This window comes from Pseudooceanicola profundi (assembly GCF_050897955.1).
GTDB lineage: Bacteria > Pseudomonadota > Alphaproteobacteria > Rhodobacterales > Rhodobacteraceae > Pseudooceanicola.
The window spans coordinates 2,494,082-2,512,193 of the sequence record NZ_JBPAXZ010000001.1; the positions used below are offsets into that span (position 1 = coordinate 2,494,082).

The following is an 18,112-nucleotide window of genomic DNA, read 5'->3' on the forward strand; positions in this document are numbered from 1 at the left end:
GCGCGATGGCCGGGCGGTGGAAATGCATCTCTTTCTGGATCAGCGGCGGACAGTCCGATCCTCGATCCGGACAAGACGGTCGGATGCCTTGCGTACCTCCGCCCGCGTCTCTTCTTCCTCTTCCAGAAGCCTGACATGGTCCTGAGCCAGCTGCTTCTGCCCGACCTCAAGCGCCGCTAACCGCCGATCAAAACTGGCCTGCTGCTGCATGAGAAGATCGGCCTTGTCCTTTGGTTCTTCGACCTTCTTCGCGCTGCGCTTCGCCGCGGTCAGGATCACGCCGATGATGCCAGCGATACCGGCGCAGGTTGCTGCAATTTGTTCGGGCGTGAAGTTCTCAGGGCTGATCTGAAAGGCCATTTTCCACCATCGGCAGGTACTCATTGATATTGGGCTGCTGGTTCTGCCAGAAGGCGTCTCGGGCGGCGCGGAATAGGGTGGTTCCGAGGCATGGCACCATGAAAAACCCGTAGGTCAGTACACCGGTAGACGTCGGCGCATCGACCCAGAACCCGATGGTGAGGAACGAATAGGCAGCGAGGTTCAATGCGGCCATGACGGTCCGGGCAAGCGGCGTCCACCACCGGGCCCCATTGATCGCCAGCGCCAGAAGGTGCACCGCTCCGATCGCAGCAAAAACATAGCCCCAGGCCACCTCACCCATCACGCGATGCATCCAGTCGAGAGACTTGGATAGGATGAACTCAGGCGAGGCGACACCGATGCCGAAGGCCAGGGTCGCGAAGGCGACATGCCATTCGAGCGCCCGGTCTTTGTAGCGGATTCGCCAAGGCATTAGATCACCGGTCCGCCGTGTGCCGTCATCCACGACTTGATGCCGGAATAGATTTTGTCGATTTGGGCGGCATTTGCGGCGATGTCGTAAACCGCCAGCCCGGCCACGGCACAACCACCTGCGACGTTGCCATTCCAGTCGCGACCAACCCGGAAAGCACGCGGGTTCTGTGTGCCCGGCGCAGACCCGTTGACGTAAGATCCAGTCGATACCAACATGGCGCTGTCCGCTGCTCCCTTGCGATAGAGCGCCATGCCCGAGGGAGACCAGACCGAAGCCATGAACTCCCATCCGCCAGCAGACAGTCCGGGCGCCCGCGACACTGTATCAGCAGACACGCCCCCGGCGTAGGTGTGCATTTGCATGGTGCCAGCGGCCTTATCGACCTCCATCTTCAGGCCGGGCGTGGTCGATGTGTTGTACGACGACGCGGGCACGCCATCCTCGCCGTTATCCAGCCATTTAACCACCGCCGCAATGGTCAGTGATCCGCTCACACCGGACTCCAGCACTTCCTCGTCGGTGTAGGGCAATGTCCACCACGCAACCTGATCCGGCTCCGCATAGCTGCCCGTCAGCGGCGTTACCAGCCCGTGCATGGTGGCGCGCTTTCCCCGCAGCGAATAATCATAGCTTGGGTCTTCCGGGTACGCATGCCCAAACATGCCCGCCCACTTTAGAGCACCAATCGGTGGCCAGCTTTCGCCGTAATATCCGATACCGCTTTCGCTGAAGTCAGCGCCGGGAATGATTGTCTGTATTGCCATGGTGCTGCCTCCTCAGGCGTCGATGTCAAAATGATGGATGGGCGCCCAATGCCAGAGCGCGTAATCGTCACCCGATATCCCGAATGTCGCGGCATCACTGTCGCGCATGTTGCCGCGTGATCCTGTGGTGCGCCCAGCGTTTACGCCAGTGGCCCCGCCCTGCCATGCATACCGGACCTGTATGTCAGCGGCAGGAAGATCGGCAGTCATGGTGATCTGCACGAACCGCCGCGCCACCACCGCAACCGATGCGATGGTCAGCGCCAGATTGCTGTCGCGCCGATAGACCTGATACCCGCGCGCCGCCAGAGCCGCGACATTCGTGGTGTCGATCACCAGCGGCTCGACCGGCACGTCATATTCAATCTGGATTGTCCGGGCGCCCTGCACCCACGCCCGGATCGGACGAATATACTCGCCGTCCATTCCCAGCGACACACGCGCCACTGCGCGCCCGATCATCGCGCCGCACCATTTGACCTCTTGCGCAGTGGCCAAATGCGACCCGACACCGCCGCCATCGCCGTATTCGTACTGATACATCGTGCCGCCGAATACGTAGTTCGGGTCAGAAATGCACCGTTCCAGCACGGCCTCGGCGAGTGTCGGATAGCTGTTTCCGTAGTACTGATGCGACGCCACCTGTGTCATCACCATGACCAGCGTCACGGGATAGCCCAGAGCGGCTTGCGCATATGCCTCGGCGGGTCGGCGGATATCGTCCTCAATCCGCCGCAGCCAGATTTCAGGATTTTCGGTATTGTCGGCCTCGCCCTGGGTGTACGCCATCGGCAGGACGCCCACCGTGATCCCCTGCGCGTCGGCATAGGCCGCGATCGCGTCGATAGCAGTGGTGATGCGATACCAGTATGCGCCGTTCTGCCCCAGCTCGTCGGCCCGTCGCCCGCTTTCACAGCAGTTGATCGACACGACCTGATCATATGCCGCGCTGAACACAAACCCGGCCTCGTCTGCAAATGCCGACAAAAAGCTCTCAGCTACGCCCCGGCTCGCCTCTTCGGCGGTTCCGATGGTGACGTGATCGACCAGCTCATCCATGTAGGTTTCCGGATCGGCCCAGGCGGTAGACGATGGAACCGTGCCGCATTCAAACATTTTCAGATTTGGAACTGGCGTCGTACTGATCGGTGTGGTCGAAAACCCTCGGAGCACCGATTGCCCGTAGAGGATCAGGAACGCCGTGCCGCCAGTCAGACGCGCCCGGTCGAGGTCGCTGTCGGCGGTAGCGCCGATCTCAGCACCGTCCGTCGACATGCCCGATATGGCATAGCCAGCCGCATCCACGATCACATGGTCATAAGCATCCGTCTCGGACCATGATCCGGCGGAGCGGGTAGTGCCGTCCAGAAAATCGACGCGGGTCGCATAGCCATTGGCGTCAACCCAGACCGATCCGTACGCGTCGGTGTCAATGAGTCCCGGCACCTTGTCCGCATCGGCCTTGAGTGCATCAGCGGCGATGCGGGCGTCAGTTTCAGCGGTCAGCGCAGCCGCGTCCGCTTTCAGGTTCAGCGCGGCCTGCTGGGCGGTGCTGACCGGCTTGCCCGCATCCGACGTGTTGTTGACGTTTCCGAGGCCGAGGCTTTCCTTTGTGACCTCGACCAGCCATCCGGCGGGAAGCTCTGCGGTCTTGGACCAGGCGCTGCCGTTGTACCTGTAAACGCCATTGTAGCTGGCGGTTCCATCCTCCAGCACAAACCCGGTATCGCCGTCTGCCGGGGCGGTGGCATAGAGCTGCGCGCGGGTGTCCTCAAAGAACATCGCGCCAGTCAGCGCCGCCTGTGACTGCATTTCTTCCAGCAGCTGCGTCAGCAGAACCGGGTCAATCTGATGCGTGGACGAAACAGGATTGCCCTGCACCACCGTGCGGACGGGTAAAGCGACCATTGGTTAGCCTCGATTTATGGAACGGTGACGGTTTCCGGGCCGAGCCCGGTTGCGGGCAAGGTGCCCGTGTCATCCGGCTTGCCGGATTGGTTGATCGGTACGATCCAGTAACTCTGATCGCCGGATGCAGGGGCCGGGTCGGTGTAGCCGTCCGCATTGGACGGGATGCCGAATTCGGTATGGATCAGGGACGCGTCTGCAAAATCTGTACTGTCCAGCGCGCGATAAATGCGCGTGGCGTAGTAATTCGGATCATTCGGAGCCGTGAAGGTCAGATCCACATCCGCGCCGTTCAAGGTGGCCGCGAATGCCGTATGCGCGACGGGCGGGGTTGAATTGGCCACAGCCCGCACGACGATCGGAACGTCGGGCTTCCAGTCGGATGACCGCAGCGCGGATGTGCGGTTGCGAACCTGCGCTTCATAAAGATTGCCGTCCACAAGCCCCGTTGTCGCCTGATACGATTGGCCTGTCGGAACGGTGACAATCTGCCAATCGGACTCCCCGCTGACGCGGATGTGAATTTGCTGGGTCAGGCTTTCGTCCTGATCATCAAATGACCAGAGGATCGCCTCTCCATGAAGCGCCGATCCGGAAAGGCCGGTCGGCGCGGGAATCGTGTCGTCATTTGCGACCTTCTCAAAAACGGGTCGAGCAGGTTCATCAGCTGCCCCGTCCGGCTCAAAATCTTCTGCGGTCACCGAATTGGCGACGATATCGAAGCTTGCGCCACCTTCATTCCGCCAAAGCTCGCCGACCTCAAAGACTTCATCGATCCCAAGTGCCTGCACCCGCACGAACCGATGACCTCTCAAGAAATAGCCCATCATCCCGAGTGTGCCCCGAAACTGGTATTTCGGACGTTTGACCTTCGCGATCCTGACGTTCAGGCGCCACGCCTGATTGTGGCTCGATACCAGGTAAAGGTTCGGCTCTTCGCGCACCTGCCGGGATGTCGCGTCGATCACAAAGGGGCCGGACGGTGCCTCCCGCCAGGCATTGGCCGGTTCGACGTATTTGCAGGCAACCTCCGTCGGCGCATTGCGTCCCCATCCGCCCTCTGTGAATTCCACGCTGAGAAAATCGTCAGCCGTCAGCGTAATCGTCGGCTCCTCATACCGACCGACCCTGAACCCGACCTTGCCGTCAGCCCGCTCATACATCCACGCATCGCAGGCGGCTGCGATCTGCGCCCGCTGGTCTTCGAATTCCTGATCATCGCTGATCTTGCCGTCGATCCGCCATTTCGGCTGCGTGCCGCCGTCGCCATTCGACACGGTCACATCCGATGCGTCGGCTTCGCCGGCCACCTCATCCCAATCGACGCCTTGCCCCATGCCGACAATCCAGTCGGCAAGAATAAGCCCCGCGTTCCGCGTAAACCCTGTGCTATCGGTGCGCGGATCGTAGATCGTGTCTTTGCCATCGAATACCGGCGTATAGGCACCCTGGCGCCCGGTCGGATAGATTTCACTGAATTTGCTCTGAGACGGACGCTTGGCCCAGATATGGGCGCCGGTCAGACCTGCAAAATCAAAGGCGCTCGTCACTTCCGCGAAGCTGCTGACAAGCTCCGGATCAGCGGTCTGTCCGGGCTGGCCGAGAAATGGACGAATGCGGTAATATCCATCCATGGGCGGCGTCGTCACGACGCCATCGCCGTCTATCTCGACCTCCCGTTCGTCCAGGTAATGCGTGACGATCTGGTGGCAGGGATGTGCCGCCAGCAAGGGCGAATAGTGCCGCTTCGCGCCCGTCGTGCCGGTCACGACATCCGTGCTGTTTTTGAACCCGGTGAAGCCCAGCGGCCCGCCATGGCGCCCCCGCCCGTAGGCGGTCACGGCATATGTGACCGGCTGGGCGAAATTCGTCAGCGTGGCCGACGGCTCCTGTGTCGGCTGCATGAGCGCCGATGACAGATACGACAGCCCGATCGACAGCAGAAATCGCCCGCCGATGGTCCCGAAGAACCCCGACGTGACATAAGCAGATGCTGTCAGGCCGGCGGTGAAAGCCCCGCCAAGAGTGCCACCCAGAACAGACGAACCGTATACGCCCGCCGCGAAACCCTGCACAAACCCCAGCACCGGCCAAGCCTTTGCCTGTGTTGGTGCGGTCATGGCGGTGGTTGCCAGCAATGCACCGATCAGCAGGCTACGCCTCATAGCCGACACTCCAGAATGCCAAAACCTCAGCCATGGACGGGTGCCGCGTAACCGTGCCGTCCGGCCCCTTGCAGCCCCAAAATTTACCCGTCCAGATACCGCCCACCGGGCGCGGATGATCAGGCAATTTGATCAATGCCACGTCGCCGGGGCGCAGCTCATTTCCGCGCATGATGCCCGCCCGTTGAAAGCGGCTGTCCAAAGTGCCAACTGGATCGGAGAAGAAACGCGTGGCGCGCTGGCACGTTCCCGCGTCCGTATATGTGAACCGATCCGCAGCTGCCGGGTCCACGCCCCGCACGGCATTGATCCAGTCGCACAGGACCATGATGCAATCGGTCTCCCCCCAGATGAACGGAAGGCTCATCCAGCGGTTCAATTCAGCATAAAGTGGCGTCATCCGAAGAGCTTTTCTTCTTCGAAATTTTCAGTCGGCATGAAAGACAGGGACGGATTGGCAGAGCCGATCAGCTTGGCATGGCCGTCCGTATTGTAGGCGATGCGCTTGGCGCTGCGCCGATCCTCTGTCCAAGGCTCAAACCCGACTGTGATGCTGCGCTCCGCAGCCCCGGCCCCGGCAAAGGTCAGCGTCCGCATGGTCCGCGTCATGTGCAGTTCCGGCGGCAGGGTCGGCGCGTGGAATTCGGACATGCTGCGGATCGGCTGCAGATAGAAAGAAATCGGGCGATCCTTGATGTAGGCCAGCCCGAGTTCGCGAATCTGGCCGACAACATCAACGTCCGATGGGTCTTGAATGAACGACATTTCGATGGACCCGGAAGGCGCCACCCCGTCGATCGCGCTTTGCAGGCGTGGCACGCTGATGAGCGTGGAGCCGTACCAGGTTTTACCATTGATGTCCGTAAACACCCCATCCGTTCCCGCGATGAACCCGAAGTCGCCATCGGTCGTATTTATGTTCACCAGGTCCAGAAAACCGACCAGCCTGTCGCGCGGATTCCATTGCTCAATCGTCAGGGTCATCGGCGCAGAACCTCTTGAACGGCAAGGCTTGGTGTGCTGTGGCGATCCGGTCCGTAAGACGCCATGCCCTGAGATTCATCACGCATTTCAAAGCGGCCATGGCCCTGCATGTTGATCACGCCGCCATCCTCGATTGCCGTCGCAAGGCGGACGACACCGATGTCGTAAAGCGTGCCGGATACCGGCTGCGTCCAGGTCACCTGAAACGGCCAGTCTTCGGCGCTCATAATCTGGCCATCTACTGGCGCGATCCCGCAGGGGGAGACATCAATGCGAAATTCGGTGGCACCAGCAGCTACAGCGCCAACCGCAAGCGCCATCGGTACATAGGCGATGCCGTTGCCCGTCGTCAGGTACTCACCATTCCCAATCTGGGCGCCGTTTGGTGACAGGGCGCCCGCAGCGGCCTGCCAGTCGAATCCGATCGGATCAATGAGCGGCAGTCGAAACACGCCAAGACGGCCCTGCGCCTGACCGATGATCGCCCGCCATCGCCGCACCAGGTCATTGTGCAAAGTCATCTGAGGTTCGCCGATCCATCGCGGAAAAGCATTCACGACCCCCAGCGGATTGCCCCCGATTGAAACCCCGCTTTCCTGACCCCGCCAGTCGATCTGCCAATTGAATTCTGTTTGCCGCAGAAGATCACGCGGCACTGTGATGATCGGGCGTTCCATCAGCCTGTCGTGCCCCGCTCCTGATAGGCGGACAGATTGCCGCCAAGCTGCCGCTGCTGGGCTTTCGACCCTGCGGACATGACGCGTGTCGAAACGCCCGCGACAAACGGCATGAGGTTGCCGTTATTATCGGCAGAGACGCCCACGGTCACATGGACGTTTTGCCCCGCACCCTCCATCATCCGCTTGCTGAGCCCATGGGGAATGATCCGTGTGCCGCGAGGCAGGTCGACAATTTCGCCTCCGCGCTCGTTGATGGATGTCAGGCCGCCGCGCCAATAGTCGGTTCCTGTCGCATTAGCTCCGATCCCGAGCCCTGACAGAATTCCACCAAGCCAGCCGGATGATCCCTTGAAAATCGACTGGAACGCGTTGTCGAGCACGATGTCAGCAAGCTTTCCGAGTATCTGCCCCAGCATGTCTTTGAACGACGCAGCGCCGGTCACAAAATCTTTGAAAGCTCCCGTAATGCTCTTTCGCCAATCTTCCGTCGATTGTTTCAGACGTTTCAGCCCGTCGTTGATCCGTGTCTGCTCCGCGATGGCCCGACCAGCACCGCTGTCGACGGAGACACCTGCTTCGCGCTGATTGCGCCAGATATCAGCGTCGAGGTCGGACATGTTCAGGGTCGCAGCAAGTTCTGCGGCCTCTTCCTTCAGACGCTTCATGACCTCCTGCAATTTGGTCAGCTTCTCGGCTGCGCCACCCTTGCCACCGGCCGATGTACCGAAGTCGGTTACGGATGTCTCAGCTTCTTCGGTGTTCTTTTCAACCTCGATAACCTCGAGGTTCAGCGCCTTAAGTGCTTCCTTGGCCTTACCGAACCCTGAAGACGCCAAGGCACCCGCCTCTTTCCTGAGCCGCGCTGATGCCGACGCTGCTGCCTGAGCCTTGGCATCGTATTCGGCCATCTCGGCTGCGGCCAAGCCGCTCACAGCGCTGACAGACCTGCCGATTGCTGCGACGCCTGGCACTACCGAAGCCTCGAGATCGGCCCCCAGCCCACCGAGGAAACGCGACCAGGCCTCGGCAAGTCCGCTCATCAGGCTGAAGAAAGACGATCGAACTAACTTCCAAATGGATGCGAGGGCGGCCGGAATTGACTTAGCTGACGTCTTGATCCCGTCCCAGACCCCAACGGCGACATCCCTAAGGAGGGCCAGCGCGTTCCCAAATCCGCCTGTTGCGCGTACCAGCTCCACGAATTTGCCGAGAAGCCATCCGGCGCCCACGATCAGCGCCCCGAAACCGGTGGAAATGATTGCGCGGCGAAGCACAGCAAAGGCCCCAGCCAGACCTTTGATCCCGGCGCTCGCCAAAGCCGATACGCGAGATTGCGCTCCAAGCGCCATCTCCAGAGCAACCGATTGTGCAACTGCCTTCGCCATGGCCTGCACGGCGGTGACGCCGACAGACACAGCATATCGACCGGCGAAAACCGTCGCCGCGACGACAGCGGTGCCGATCATCGTGTTCAGGACGTCAGAGATCATGCCCGCATTCTCGTTGATCACGGTGGCTACGGCCGTCACCGCAGCGCCAAGGGCAACGATCGCTGGTGCGGCAATCGCGCCCAGAGAATTCCGCATACCGGTCGCGGCCAGGCTCATCTCGCGCATCGCGTCTTTCGCTGCGTTCAGCCCCTGCAACGTCTCGCCGCTCATTATCGCGCCGACCTTCTGGGCCCGGGCTGCGTACTCCGCCATGCCCTTACCGCCATCTTTCAGCAGCGGCAACAGGACGGTCGCTTCCGATGCCATCGCTTCCATGTAGAAGGTGAACTGTTGCTGGTTCACACCTGCCTTCTGCAGCGTGTCAACGTAGAGCTGTAAGGCGTCTGGGCCGGAGAGGCCGCGAAACTGGTCAGCGGTCACTCCGACTTTGGGCGCGATCTCCTCAAAGAAGTCTGCCATCGGCCCGCCGCCGGTCGAAAGGAAGTCGCCGACACGGTCGTTCACGTCCTTTAGGATATCGGCCAGTTTGCCCTGCTCGATCCCGACCGTCGCCGCTCCGGCCGCCCATTCCTGGAACTGCTGCGCATTAGTGCTCGACAGGCGAGAAAAGCGGGTGATCTCATCCGCGCTGTTCGCGGCGCCGATCGCCAAGGCCGTGAAGGCCGTGCCGGCCGACGCCGCCATGCCAGCTGCGAGCTTTCCGATCCGGGCCGCGGTCTGGGCCATCGACGAACCGGCCCGGCCGAGCCCCTTGTCGAACGCGGCACTGTCCAGCCCCAGGTTGACCCTGAGATTGCCGATGATGCTCTTCATGAGTGGTTCCTATTCAGCGCCGCGTCGACCTTGTCCCAGGCCTCGGACCAGCGACGGATTTCCACCGCGCGGTCCTTCTCGCCAGTGACGAACTCCTGCAAGTCGGGCAACCGGTCCACGCGGAGAAGCATGGCGGTCAGGTAGGACGACAGGCGCGCCTCCTGAGCGCGCCGGTCCTGGGCTTGGGCGACGCCGCGCAGATGAACCGCGTAAAGTCCCGGCGTGAGCGTCCAGAAGTCGGACGGCGGCATCCCAGCCGCCACCCATAGTTCGAGGAGATAAGCGACGGTTACGCGTCCGCCGCCGCCGCGTTTCCCGCGGCAGGATCCATGCCTTCGGTGGCCGTCGACTGCAGGTCCGAGAAGATGCTCATATCCTGAGAGAGGATGCGACCGGCATCCTCGGCCGTCAGTTCGGGATGGTTCTGCTGAAGCGCAGCGTGGACGATAGCCCGAAGCTCGAAGCCGGAGGGCGACTTCCCGGCCTCCCACGCCTCGGCGCTGTCGAAGAAGTTGACCTTCGCGGTCTGCTCGAAGTGACAGATTGCGTTGAAGTCCAGGACGAAACGCAGGTCCTTGCCGTCGATCTTGCGCGACGTGGTGCCATAGAATTTGCTCATGAGATGACCCGATCGTTGGTGGCCTGACGCGCCATGATCTTCAGCGCAACCGACACCATGCGCTTGTCGCCGACCGTGCCAGTCGGGTTGAAGCTGTTCACATAGCCCTGATAGGTTCGCCGCGCCGCCGGGGTGGCGCCGCCGGTGTTGAACTCGATGAGGACAACCTCGCTCGTGCCAGCGGCCGTCAGGCCGGACAGCTCTTCCAGCAGAACGTCACCGTCATCAGTCGGCCAATACTGCTTGTCGAGCGAAGAATCGGCCACCGGAAGAAGGCCGGGCATCGTTTCGCGGGTCCGACCGGGCGACTGCATGTGCGTCACGTCGATATCCTCGGGCACCTGATCCGGGAACGGCAGGTCCTCGAGACCGAGGATCTGGGTCCAGACCGGCGTCTCGCCGCGCCCGATCCACATTTCGTACTGATAGGCAATGTCTGCCTGGCTTACGGCCTCAACCATTGGTCTGTCTCCAGTTGATGTTGAAATCGAGGCTCACGCGGAACGGGCGCTCCGCCTCATTGGTGCCGCCGTCGCGGCTGTCGCGTGTGCTCGCCAGGAACACACCTTTGAACCCGTCGGCGCGATATCCGTTCAGAACGGCGATCACGGCGCGGGATACGGTCTTGGCGCTTGCGTAGGTTTCACCGTAGCAATCCACCTGGACCATCCCCATGAACAGACCATCGGGCCCCTGCATGGTCATGCCCTCGGCACCCCCGACAGTGTTCAGCACAATGTTCGGATACGCGGTGCCTTGCGGAGTAACGCCCCAGTCGACACGCTCCCCAACGAGACCAGAGATTCCGGTCTCTCCACGCAGGAGCTCACGGAGCTCTTCTTCCATCGTTCACTTTCCTCGGGCGGCGCGGGCCGCCGCGCGAGCCACTGCCTGGTTGATTTGATCGGACAGCGTCACCTTCAGGCGCTCGATCGTCGGCTTCGCCTCCATGGCGAATGCCGGGCGCATGAACGGCTGCGGTGCGTGGTGACGGGTCCCGAATTCCTGAAACGTCCCGTGGAAGGCAATCTTGCTCGGGCCTACATATGCGACCACCGCTGAGCGGGTTGCCTTGTCAGCCCGGCGCGCTGCGACAAGCGCCGAAGCGGCATCCGATCGACTGCCGCCTGCGCGCATGGTCTTGGCAAATGCCGCCTTGCCAGCGTCAGCACCTTCCGCCTTGGTCCCGACGCCAATGCTTTCCCGCAAGTCATAGTCTAGGTCGATCGTATTTGGATCATCCGGTGCCAACGCGCGGGCCTTGGCCGCCATCGGCTCTGCCGCTTCGATCAACGCCTTTTGCATGACACGCCGCGCGGTCGCCTTCGGCAGATCATTCTTAAGGACGCGATCAAGTTCTTTCAGCCCGTCGATTCTAACCGTCTTACGCATTGTCGCGGTCCAGCTTCGCCACTGCGGTGATCTCGATCCCGTCCAGCCGGCCGATCTCTTTCAGACCGACTATTTCCCATTGAAGGCCGTCGCTCAGGAAACGATCCTTTGGCGTGATCCCTCTTGTGAACGCCGAGGACCTGACGCGGAACCGAGTCGAGAGCTCAGCTGAAACGGCCCCTGCCTTTGCCTTCTCCCCATCGCTGACATCTCGGCGCGACGCCCAGACGGGTGCGCCATGGTCTTCCCAGTTCTCACTCTTCGTGAATCCGTCATCAAGCGGCGTCGCGCGGCGGAATTGCAACCGGCGGTCGAGGTCACCCGCCTTCACAGCAACCTCCACCGAAGTGCGGAAATCATCGCATTTGCTGCCATCGGAAGGGGCGCGCTGGTATCCCCAACCGCCTCGCGATTTCGATACCAGTGAGCCACCAGGGCGGAGATGGCGAACTCACAGGCCGGTAGCTGTTCTGCAGGCATGGCGCAGGAAAACTCGACCCAGCCAGGCTGGGCAAGCTCGACCTGCCACCCTCGCGCGGCGATCAACGTCGAAACGGTGGTGGCGGAGTTGTCGTCATAGGATACATCGACCGTGTCACCGCAATCTGGCATGGGCAGCACGATGCAACCCGCTTCCGGAACATAGACCTTCCATGTCTGCGGCATGATCGCCCGACCGAGGATACCTCGGTATCCGTCGAGATAGCCCACTGCCGCCGAGATCAGACCCGAGACGAGATTATCCTCGGCATCATGATCAATTCGTGCGTGCAGTTTTGCCTCATCGAGCGTGACCGGCATACCAGCAGGCCCGGTGACAAGGATCGGCACGAGCGTCACGTTCAGGCCTTCTTATCCGTGGTGGCAGGGGCGGCTTTATTCTTGGGTTTCGGCGCAGCCTTGACCGGCGACAGGACACCTTTGGCGACCAAGTGCGCGACCTCCGCTTTCGTGGCATCACGCGTGTCGCCGACCTTATAGGGCCGGTCTCCCAGGTGATCCCGTTTCACATCAAACTTTGCCATGACACTCTCCTTTCGGCTCACAGAGAGGGCGACCGCTTGGTCGCCCTCCTTCGTAAACCGACAGCGGGATATTAGGCGACGAAGCCAAGGTCGCCGTAGATGAAGGCCTCCGGACGGTAGACCGCCAGCGCCAGCCGCTCCTCGCAGAGCATGGTCACGAGGTTCTTCACGAAATCGTCCTCGTTTTCGGTGGCGATCTCGACGCGTGCCTGCCAGCGATCAAACACCTGCGCACCCAGCTTGAACGCACCGGTGAGGAATTTGTCGACCGACATCGCCTGCGTCGCGACGACCGGCAGGCCCCAGAGCATCGGCTGTGCGGTACCGGACGGATTGCCGATGATATAGCGGCCCTCGCTGTCCTTGGTGAGCTCGATCCGGGCCCAGTCCGTGGGGTGCATCACGTGGCCAGTTGCGGGGTATTCCGCCAGAGCCGCCTGCAGCATCGCGAGCCGCATCGTGTCGATCGCGGTTGCCGACCCCGGGGTGAACTCCGCCGAATAGGCCGTGGCCTGCGGAACGATACCCAGCAGGTTCTGGCCGGTGCCATCGCCATTCAGCAGCTGCTGCTCTTCCTGGAACGCCAGGCCGTAGCGGAGACGGCCGTCGATATAGGTGCGGAGCTGGGCCGCATCGTCGAGGATCTGACGGGACGCCTTGGCGGTATGCGCGATTACTTTGGCGGTCGTCGACACCAGCGCCAGCTTGATGTCCGACTGCGGTTTGGCCGCGCCTTCGGCCACCGGGGCGGCATTGTTGTTGAACCCGGTTTCACGGACATATTCCAGCGTCGAGCCGTCCATCTGACCCGGCGTCAGGAGATCACGAATGGTCATACGACGATCATTAGGCGCAACGACGCCCGGAAGGCGCGTTTCGTTGACCACCGCACCGGCTGCGCCGGCCGTGTCGGTCGTGGCCGAAGTGATCGTTGCCTTGAGCAGCATCTGTGCCTTACCACGCTTCTCTTCGCTATCGATCAGCGCTTTGACGTTCTCCGCCTCGATAAACTGCTGGCCGAGTGACTTGGCCTGAGCCGCGTCGCGCTCGAAATCCGCCGCCCGTGCAAGCTTCTGCTCCATGGTCGTGACCTGATCGGCCAGACCATTCATTTTTGTCAGCAGTTCATCGGCAGTCTCTTTGACCGCATCTGACGTTTTGACGCCCTTTGCGGCTTCGGCAATCGCCTTCTCAGCAAGTTCTTTGACTGCATCGTTTGCCTTGGCGTATTCCGCCTTGATTTCGTCGGCGAGCTCTTTCACCGATTTCGTTTCGTTCAGGGGCATAGCGCCCTCCTATGATTACATGATGGGGGATTACCCGCGCAGCGCTTCCAGGAAGCTGCGGGTCTCGTGTGCCGCATCGGCCGGTTCCCCCGACCCCTTCAGGTGGACGCGTGCGGCACGCTCCGCCTGTGAATTCGAAAAGCCCAAGGACCCCTTGAGCAGTGTCTCGAATTCGCGCTCCGTCAGCCGGTCCCCGGCCCGGAGCTTTTCCATGATCTCATGCGCTTCCTTCGCTGCCTTGACGGAGGTGATGGTCGCGTTTTCGTTGGCGCCGATCGAAACGACGGAAACTTCGTAGAGATCCAAGGCCTTGAGGAACCAAGTTCCGGTCTCGGTATCGACTTCGTATTTGCGAATCCGATAACCGATCGAGAGGCCGTCGATATCCCCGTGTTTAAGATGCTCGTAGGCCTCGCGACCGCGCTCTACGTCGAGGTTCAGCTTCCCTCGCATCAGCAGCCCGGTATCATCCTCTTTCGCATCCAGCCACTTTCCGATCGGCTTGTCTCTGTCGTGCTGCCAGAACATTTTGGGCATCGTGCCCTTGGACTTATGTTCTGCAAGGCTTTCAGCATAGGCGCCGGCCACGATGACATCGCCATCGCTGTCCGGCTCGCCGCCAAACGTAGACCCATAACCCTCGAATTCGCCGGTGACGTCGTCCATTTCTTTAATCGACAGCACCGCTGCCGCGTCCTTGTGCATCGCGATCATTGGTCGCCCTCCAGTTTGGCCGGTGTCTCGGTGATTGGAACGTATTGCATCTGCATCCGAGGTACGTCGCCGCCCGGTTTCAGCGGCAAATTCTCAAGACGGCACACATCATTGATGGTCATTGCACCAATTGTCGTCATCGCTGTGTAGTAAGCTGCGCGTCCGGCGCTATCGCCTCGGAGCAATCCTTCGAGATTGAACTCGATGGTCATGCCGGCACCGCGCTCCGCAGGCGTCAGAAGTTGTTTCACCAAAGCCTGTTCGATCCGCTTCAGGCGCCGCCGCAGGGTAAATTTCTGGAACGCCAAGGTTTGCTGCTCCAGGCCAGTGCCCCAACTCGAAGACTTCTCGGTATGTCCGACCATATGCGGAGGGACCCCGAAGAACCGGCAAACCTCCTCGACTGAAAACCGGCGGCTCTCTAGCATCTGCGCATCGTCTGGGTTGATCGTGAACGGCACCCATTCCGCTCCACCCTCAAGGATAAAAGGCCGTCCAGCATTCATGGCACCCGCATAGGCATCTGTCATTTCAGCCTTGGCCGTGGCGCGTTGCTCTTCCGTCAGGAACTCTTGAAACTTCAGAGCACCTGAAGGCCGAAGCCCATTCTTGAACATGGCGGAAGCCGATCGATCGACGGCCTGGGCCAGACCAAATGCGTTCCGGGCAAATTGCAGCGTCGACATTCCGCCCAGGGGCGAACCGCCGAAACCGCGGACATGCAGAACCGTACGATCGGTTTCGACATACGCCCGCCCGTTGTCCGACCAGGTGTATTCCAGATCGCCATTGGCTTTTCGGCGAACCATGACGATATCAGGCGAGATCGGTGTCAGCCCGACAACGCGACCGTTCTCCCGCGAAATGCGGGCATAGGCATTCCCCCAGAGCTCCAGCGACGCCGCCATGAACTCCCAGAAATCAAGCGCCGTCTGGTCGTAATTCGGGCTGTCGTGCAGCAGTCTGTAGAGTCCATGTTCCCGAGCCTCGACACGAGCATCGCCGCGGCGTTTGTAGACCATCAGCGGCAGTGATCCTATCGTCCCGGCCAGCAGGTTCGTGCAAGCCCAGACCGTTGAGATTCCCAGGACCGAAGCGCCGGACACGATTTCTCCGGCGTCGCTGCTTCCGCCGGTCACGCGGCTTGGGATGCTTTGAAGGCCAAACCGCGCGACAATGAGCGATTTTATCCTGTCTCTTAATCCCATCACGAGGCCCGTTTGAACGAATTCAGGTAATCGCCGATGTTCGACGCGGTTTTCGCAACAGGGTTCCAGCTCATCAGCTGGACGCAGTTGAACATCGCCATCAACGGGTCGATCTTCGCCGAACCGCTCTGAGCCTTGGTCACGATCACCGCGTTACCCCTTGCCTCGGTGCGGGCATTGCCGACGCACCAGTCCATGATCCGCTGGCCGCAATGGACCATGCTTCCATTTTTCAGTTTTACCGGCGCCGACTTGATGGCGGCGTTCAGCTTGTAGCCCTGGCTGACAGCCCGGATATCTTCGATCGAGAAACCAGCTTCGATCAGCGCGTCGACGATCTTCGCGACGCCCTCCGGGTCCATTCCGATCCCGTCCTCCTCGGGCAACAACCCGGCGGCCTGCAGCTGGAGGCAGATGTCGACGATCTCCGGGATCGCTTCCAGCTCCAGATTCTCTACCAGCGTCAGATCACCAGCCTCCTCCAGCGCTTCCAGTTCTGGCGCGATGTTCTTGCGCAGCTTCAGCACATCAAGATCAGCCCAGGCCTTGCCCCAATGCATCCAGACTTTCGTCTCGCGATGCCGGCCGAGCACGCCGAAGCCGAGAAGATCGTCGAGCCCGCCACCATCGACGCCGACCACGCAGACCTCGCTCTGAGCGATAATGTCATCGATGGTGAGGTCCGACCGGGCCGAGACCTTCCAATAATCGACGCCAACCCAGCGGCCAGAATGCATGCCGACGCCGATTTCGACGTTCAGATGCTGGGATGCGAAAAGCGCCAGAGCCTCAGGCCCCTCGCGCTCTGCCTTTTTCAGATCGTTGACCAAGTCCTCTAGAAAGACCGAGCGCCCGAGGTTCGGATTTACCAGGTCCCACGTGGCCGGATCGCGCCATTCCTCCGCTTCGACCATCTCCCGCGGCAGTTCGTACATGACGGCCAGCATCGGCAGAACCAGCTCACCGTCCCGAACAGCGCGGGCCGTTTCCAGCTCCTTTTCGAACTGGCCGGTCGGTCGCTCCTTCGACTGCGTCGTGATCTGCAGGAAGAACCCTTCCGGCCTGGACTTCAGCCCGCCGCGCAGCTCGATGAAAATCTCGGGCGCCTTGTGTTTAGAGCCGAGGACATGGGTCTCATCCACAAGGATGTAACAGCCCTTCGAGCCGGTCACGACGTCGCCGTCTGCGGACAAAATCATGATCACGGCCTCGGTGACCAGGTGCGTGATCGTCTTCTGGTGTGTCTGTACCTTGAACAGCCGCGCCAGCTCGCTGTCGAGGCGGACGATACCCGCCGCCGTCTTGAACGCGATGCCGGCGATTTTCTGCGTGGGCGCGATCAGGTAGAGCTCTGCCTGAGGCCGCTCGTTCATGATCGCGGCCGTCACGATGATCCCCGCTGAGATTGCCGATTTCCCGTTCTTTTTCGGGACCAGGAGGAAGAATTCCCGGATCATCCGGCGCTTGAGTTCCGGATCATAGCTGCCGAAGATCACCCGGACAAAGTCGAAGACCCAATCTTCGCAGATTTCACCGAAGGTCGGCGTCCCCTGAAGATCGGGGACCTTCAGCCGCTTGAATATCCGAAGTGCTTTCTCTGCCACCGCATCGAAGAGCGGCAGGTCGGGGATGAGCGGCCGCCCCTCAAGAATCCTCTCCTGCCAATCCGGAACGGCGGTGTTCCAGGCAGGATCGGTCCCGAAGCCGTCGAGGTCCAGCACGTCCAACATTAGTGAAACCCGCCCGGCTTCAGGTCATCGCCCCAGGCATCACCGCCGCCCGCCGCCACCTTGCCTGCATCCCGCCGCGCTTGCTCTTTCTTGCCCAGCTTCTCTTCTGGCCTGCGGCGTTCCTGTGCTGCGTTGATCTTCCCCGTAATGAGCGCAAGGTCGTTCTTCTCGACCATCCGCTGCAGCTCTCGAAGAGCACCGACGTTTCCGCCAAACCCAAGTTCTGCCAGCGCCATCATTTGCCGGGTAAACAACTGGTCACGGGCCTGATCCCGGATCGCCAGCTCGGATCTAAAATACCTCTTCAGCGTCGGCGTGCTGATGGTCTTCCCGGTACGAGGATCCACGATGCATCCCGCGATCCGCTCATTACCCCAACCCATCGCCAGCAACATGCTGACTTTATGAGAGTTTTCCTCGGTCCACTCAAAGGGCGGGCGGCCACGCTTCCGCCGGACGCGATAGACCGGCTCACCGAAGAGGGTGTGGCCGATGATGTCGTCCGGATTTTCCGCGTCCGCCAAGAATAAAATCTCCGAATGTAGGGAGCGCCGGTCTATGACCAACAACCTTC

Annotated in this window: 22 protein-coding genes; all 22 read right to left on the reverse strand. The window is 61.1% G+C overall.

Annotation, left to right across the window (positions count from 1 at the left end):
• Window positions 1–39 precede the first annotated feature (39 nt).
• Entirely contained in the window at window positions 40–360 is a 321-nt protein-coding gene (locus tag ACRARG_RS12545) for a hypothetical protein (RefSeq protein ID WP_432690353.1), read from the reverse strand.
• Window positions 338–796: a hypothetical protein gene (locus tag ACRARG_RS12550; RefSeq protein ID WP_432690354.1), complete on the reverse strand. Its 459-nt coding sequence runs from the start codon at window positions 794–796 to the stop codon at window positions 338–340. Before ACRARG_RS12550 ends, ACRARG_RS12545 begins: the two co-directional genes overlap by 23 nt.
• Window positions 796–1,563: a LamG-like jellyroll fold domain-containing protein gene (locus ACRARG_RS12555; RefSeq protein WP_432690355.1), complete on the reverse strand. Its 768-nt coding sequence runs from the start codon at window positions 1,561–1,563 to the stop codon at window positions 796–798. Before ACRARG_RS12555 ends, ACRARG_RS12550 begins: the two co-directional genes overlap by 1 nt.
• Window positions 1,564–1,575: 12 nt before the next feature.
• Entirely contained in the window at window positions 1,576–3,471 is a 1,896-nt protein-coding gene (locus ACRARG_RS12560; RefSeq protein ID WP_432690356.1) for a hypothetical protein, read from the reverse strand.
• Window positions 3,472–3,485: 14 nt separating this feature from the next.
• Window positions 3,486–5,636: a phage tail protein gene (locus tag ACRARG_RS12565; protein WP_432690357.1), complete on the reverse strand. Its 2,151-nt coding sequence runs from the start codon at window positions 5,634–5,636 to the stop codon at window positions 3,486–3,488.
• Entirely contained in the window at window positions 5,626–6,036 is a 411-nt protein-coding gene (locus tag ACRARG_RS12570) for a DUF6950 family protein (protein WP_432690358.1), read from the reverse strand. Before ACRARG_RS12570 ends, ACRARG_RS12565 begins: the two co-directional genes overlap by 11 nt.
• A complete protein-coding gene (locus ACRARG_RS12575) occupies window positions 6,033–6,620 on the reverse strand; it encodes a hypothetical protein (protein WP_432690359.1) in 588 nt (195 codons plus the stop codon). Before ACRARG_RS12575 ends, ACRARG_RS12570 begins: the two co-directional genes overlap by 4 nt.
• Complete coding sequence (locus tag ACRARG_RS12580) at window positions 6,617–7,297, reverse strand: hypothetical protein (protein WP_432690360.1); 681 nt, start codon at window positions 7,295–7,297, stop codon at window positions 6,617–6,619. Before ACRARG_RS12580 ends, ACRARG_RS12575 begins: the two co-directional genes overlap by 4 nt.
• The gene (locus ACRARG_RS12585; protein ID WP_432690361.1) at window positions 7,297–9,435 is read right to left on the reverse strand and encodes a phage tail tape measure protein; all 2,139 of its coding nucleotides are present in this window, start codon (window positions 9,433–9,435) and stop codon (window positions 7,297–7,299) included. Before ACRARG_RS12585 ends, ACRARG_RS12580 begins: the two co-directional genes overlap by 1 nt.
• A 125-nt stretch (window positions 9,436–9,560) precedes the next feature.
• Window positions 9,561–9,815, reverse strand: coding sequence for a hypothetical protein (locus ACRARG_RS12590; RefSeq protein WP_432690362.1), 255 nt, complete (start codon window positions 9,813–9,815; stop codon window positions 9,561–9,563).
• A gap of 38 nt (window positions 9,816–9,853) precedes the next feature.
• Window positions 9,854–10,183 carry a hypothetical protein gene (locus tag ACRARG_RS12595; protein ID WP_432690363.1) on the reverse strand — a complete coding sequence of 110 codons (330 nt, stop codon included), beginning with the start codon at window positions 10,181–10,183 and terminating at the stop codon, window positions 9,854–9,856.
• Entirely contained in the window at window positions 10,180–10,644 is a 465-nt protein-coding gene (locus ACRARG_RS12600; protein WP_432690364.1) for a phage tail protein, read from the reverse strand. Before ACRARG_RS12600 ends, ACRARG_RS12595 begins: the two co-directional genes overlap by 4 nt.
• Window positions 10,637–11,029, reverse strand: coding sequence for a DUF3168 domain-containing protein (locus ACRARG_RS12605; protein ID WP_432690365.1), 393 nt, complete (start codon window positions 11,027–11,029; stop codon window positions 10,637–10,639). Before ACRARG_RS12605 ends, ACRARG_RS12600 begins: the two co-directional genes overlap by 8 nt.
• 3 nt (window positions 11,030–11,032) lie before the next feature.
• Window positions 11,033–11,575 carry an HK97-gp10 family putative phage morphogenesis protein gene (locus ACRARG_RS12610; RefSeq protein WP_432690366.1) on the reverse strand — a complete coding sequence of 181 codons (543 nt, stop codon included), beginning with the start codon at window positions 11,573–11,575 and terminating at the stop codon, window positions 11,033–11,035.
• Window positions 11,568–11,906, reverse strand: coding sequence for a head-tail adaptor protein (locus ACRARG_RS12615; protein ID WP_432690367.1), 339 nt, complete (start codon window positions 11,904–11,906; stop codon window positions 11,568–11,570). The genes ACRARG_RS12610 and ACRARG_RS12615 overlap by 8 nt, the downstream gene beginning before the upstream one ends.
• A complete protein-coding gene (locus tag ACRARG_RS12620; RefSeq protein ID WP_432690368.1) occupies window positions 11,903–12,415 on the reverse strand; it encodes a head-tail connector protein in 513 nt (170 codons plus the stop codon). The genes ACRARG_RS12615 and ACRARG_RS12620 overlap by 4 nt, the downstream gene beginning before the upstream one ends.
• Before the next feature lie 2 nt (window positions 12,416–12,417).
• The gene (locus ACRARG_RS12625; RefSeq protein ID WP_432690369.1) at window positions 12,418–12,600 is read right to left on the reverse strand and encodes a hypothetical protein; all 183 of its coding nucleotides are present in this window, start codon (window positions 12,598–12,600) and stop codon (window positions 12,418–12,420) included.
• Window positions 12,601–12,671: 71 nt separating this feature from the next.
• Window positions 12,672–13,886, reverse strand: a complete 1,215-nt coding sequence (locus ACRARG_RS12630; protein ID WP_432690370.1) for a phage major capsid protein — start codon at window positions 13,884–13,886, stop codon at window positions 12,672–12,674.
• Window positions 13,887–13,916: 30 nt separating this feature from the next.
• Window positions 13,917–14,600, reverse strand: a complete 684-nt coding sequence (locus ACRARG_RS12635) for an HK97 family phage prohead protease (protein WP_432690371.1) — start codon at window positions 14,598–14,600, stop codon at window positions 13,917–13,919.
• Window positions 14,597–15,739, reverse strand: a complete 1,143-nt coding sequence (locus tag ACRARG_RS12640; protein ID WP_432690372.1) for a phage portal protein — start codon at window positions 15,737–15,739, stop codon at window positions 14,597–14,599. Before ACRARG_RS12640 ends, ACRARG_RS12635 begins: the two co-directional genes overlap by 4 nt.
• A 68-nt stretch (window positions 15,740–15,807) precedes the next feature.
• The gene (locus ACRARG_RS12645) at window positions 15,808–17,538 is read right to left on the reverse strand and encodes a terminase large subunit (RefSeq protein WP_432690373.1); all 1,731 of its coding nucleotides are present in this window, start codon (window positions 17,536–17,538) and stop codon (window positions 15,808–15,810) included.
• Window positions 17,538–18,062 carry a resolvase gene (locus ACRARG_RS12650; protein WP_432690374.1) on the reverse strand — a complete coding sequence of 175 codons (525 nt, stop codon included), beginning with the start codon at window positions 18,060–18,062 and terminating at the stop codon, window positions 17,538–17,540. Before ACRARG_RS12650 ends, ACRARG_RS12645 begins: the two co-directional genes overlap by 1 nt.
• Between the last annotated feature and the right edge of the window lie 50 nt (window positions 18,063–18,112).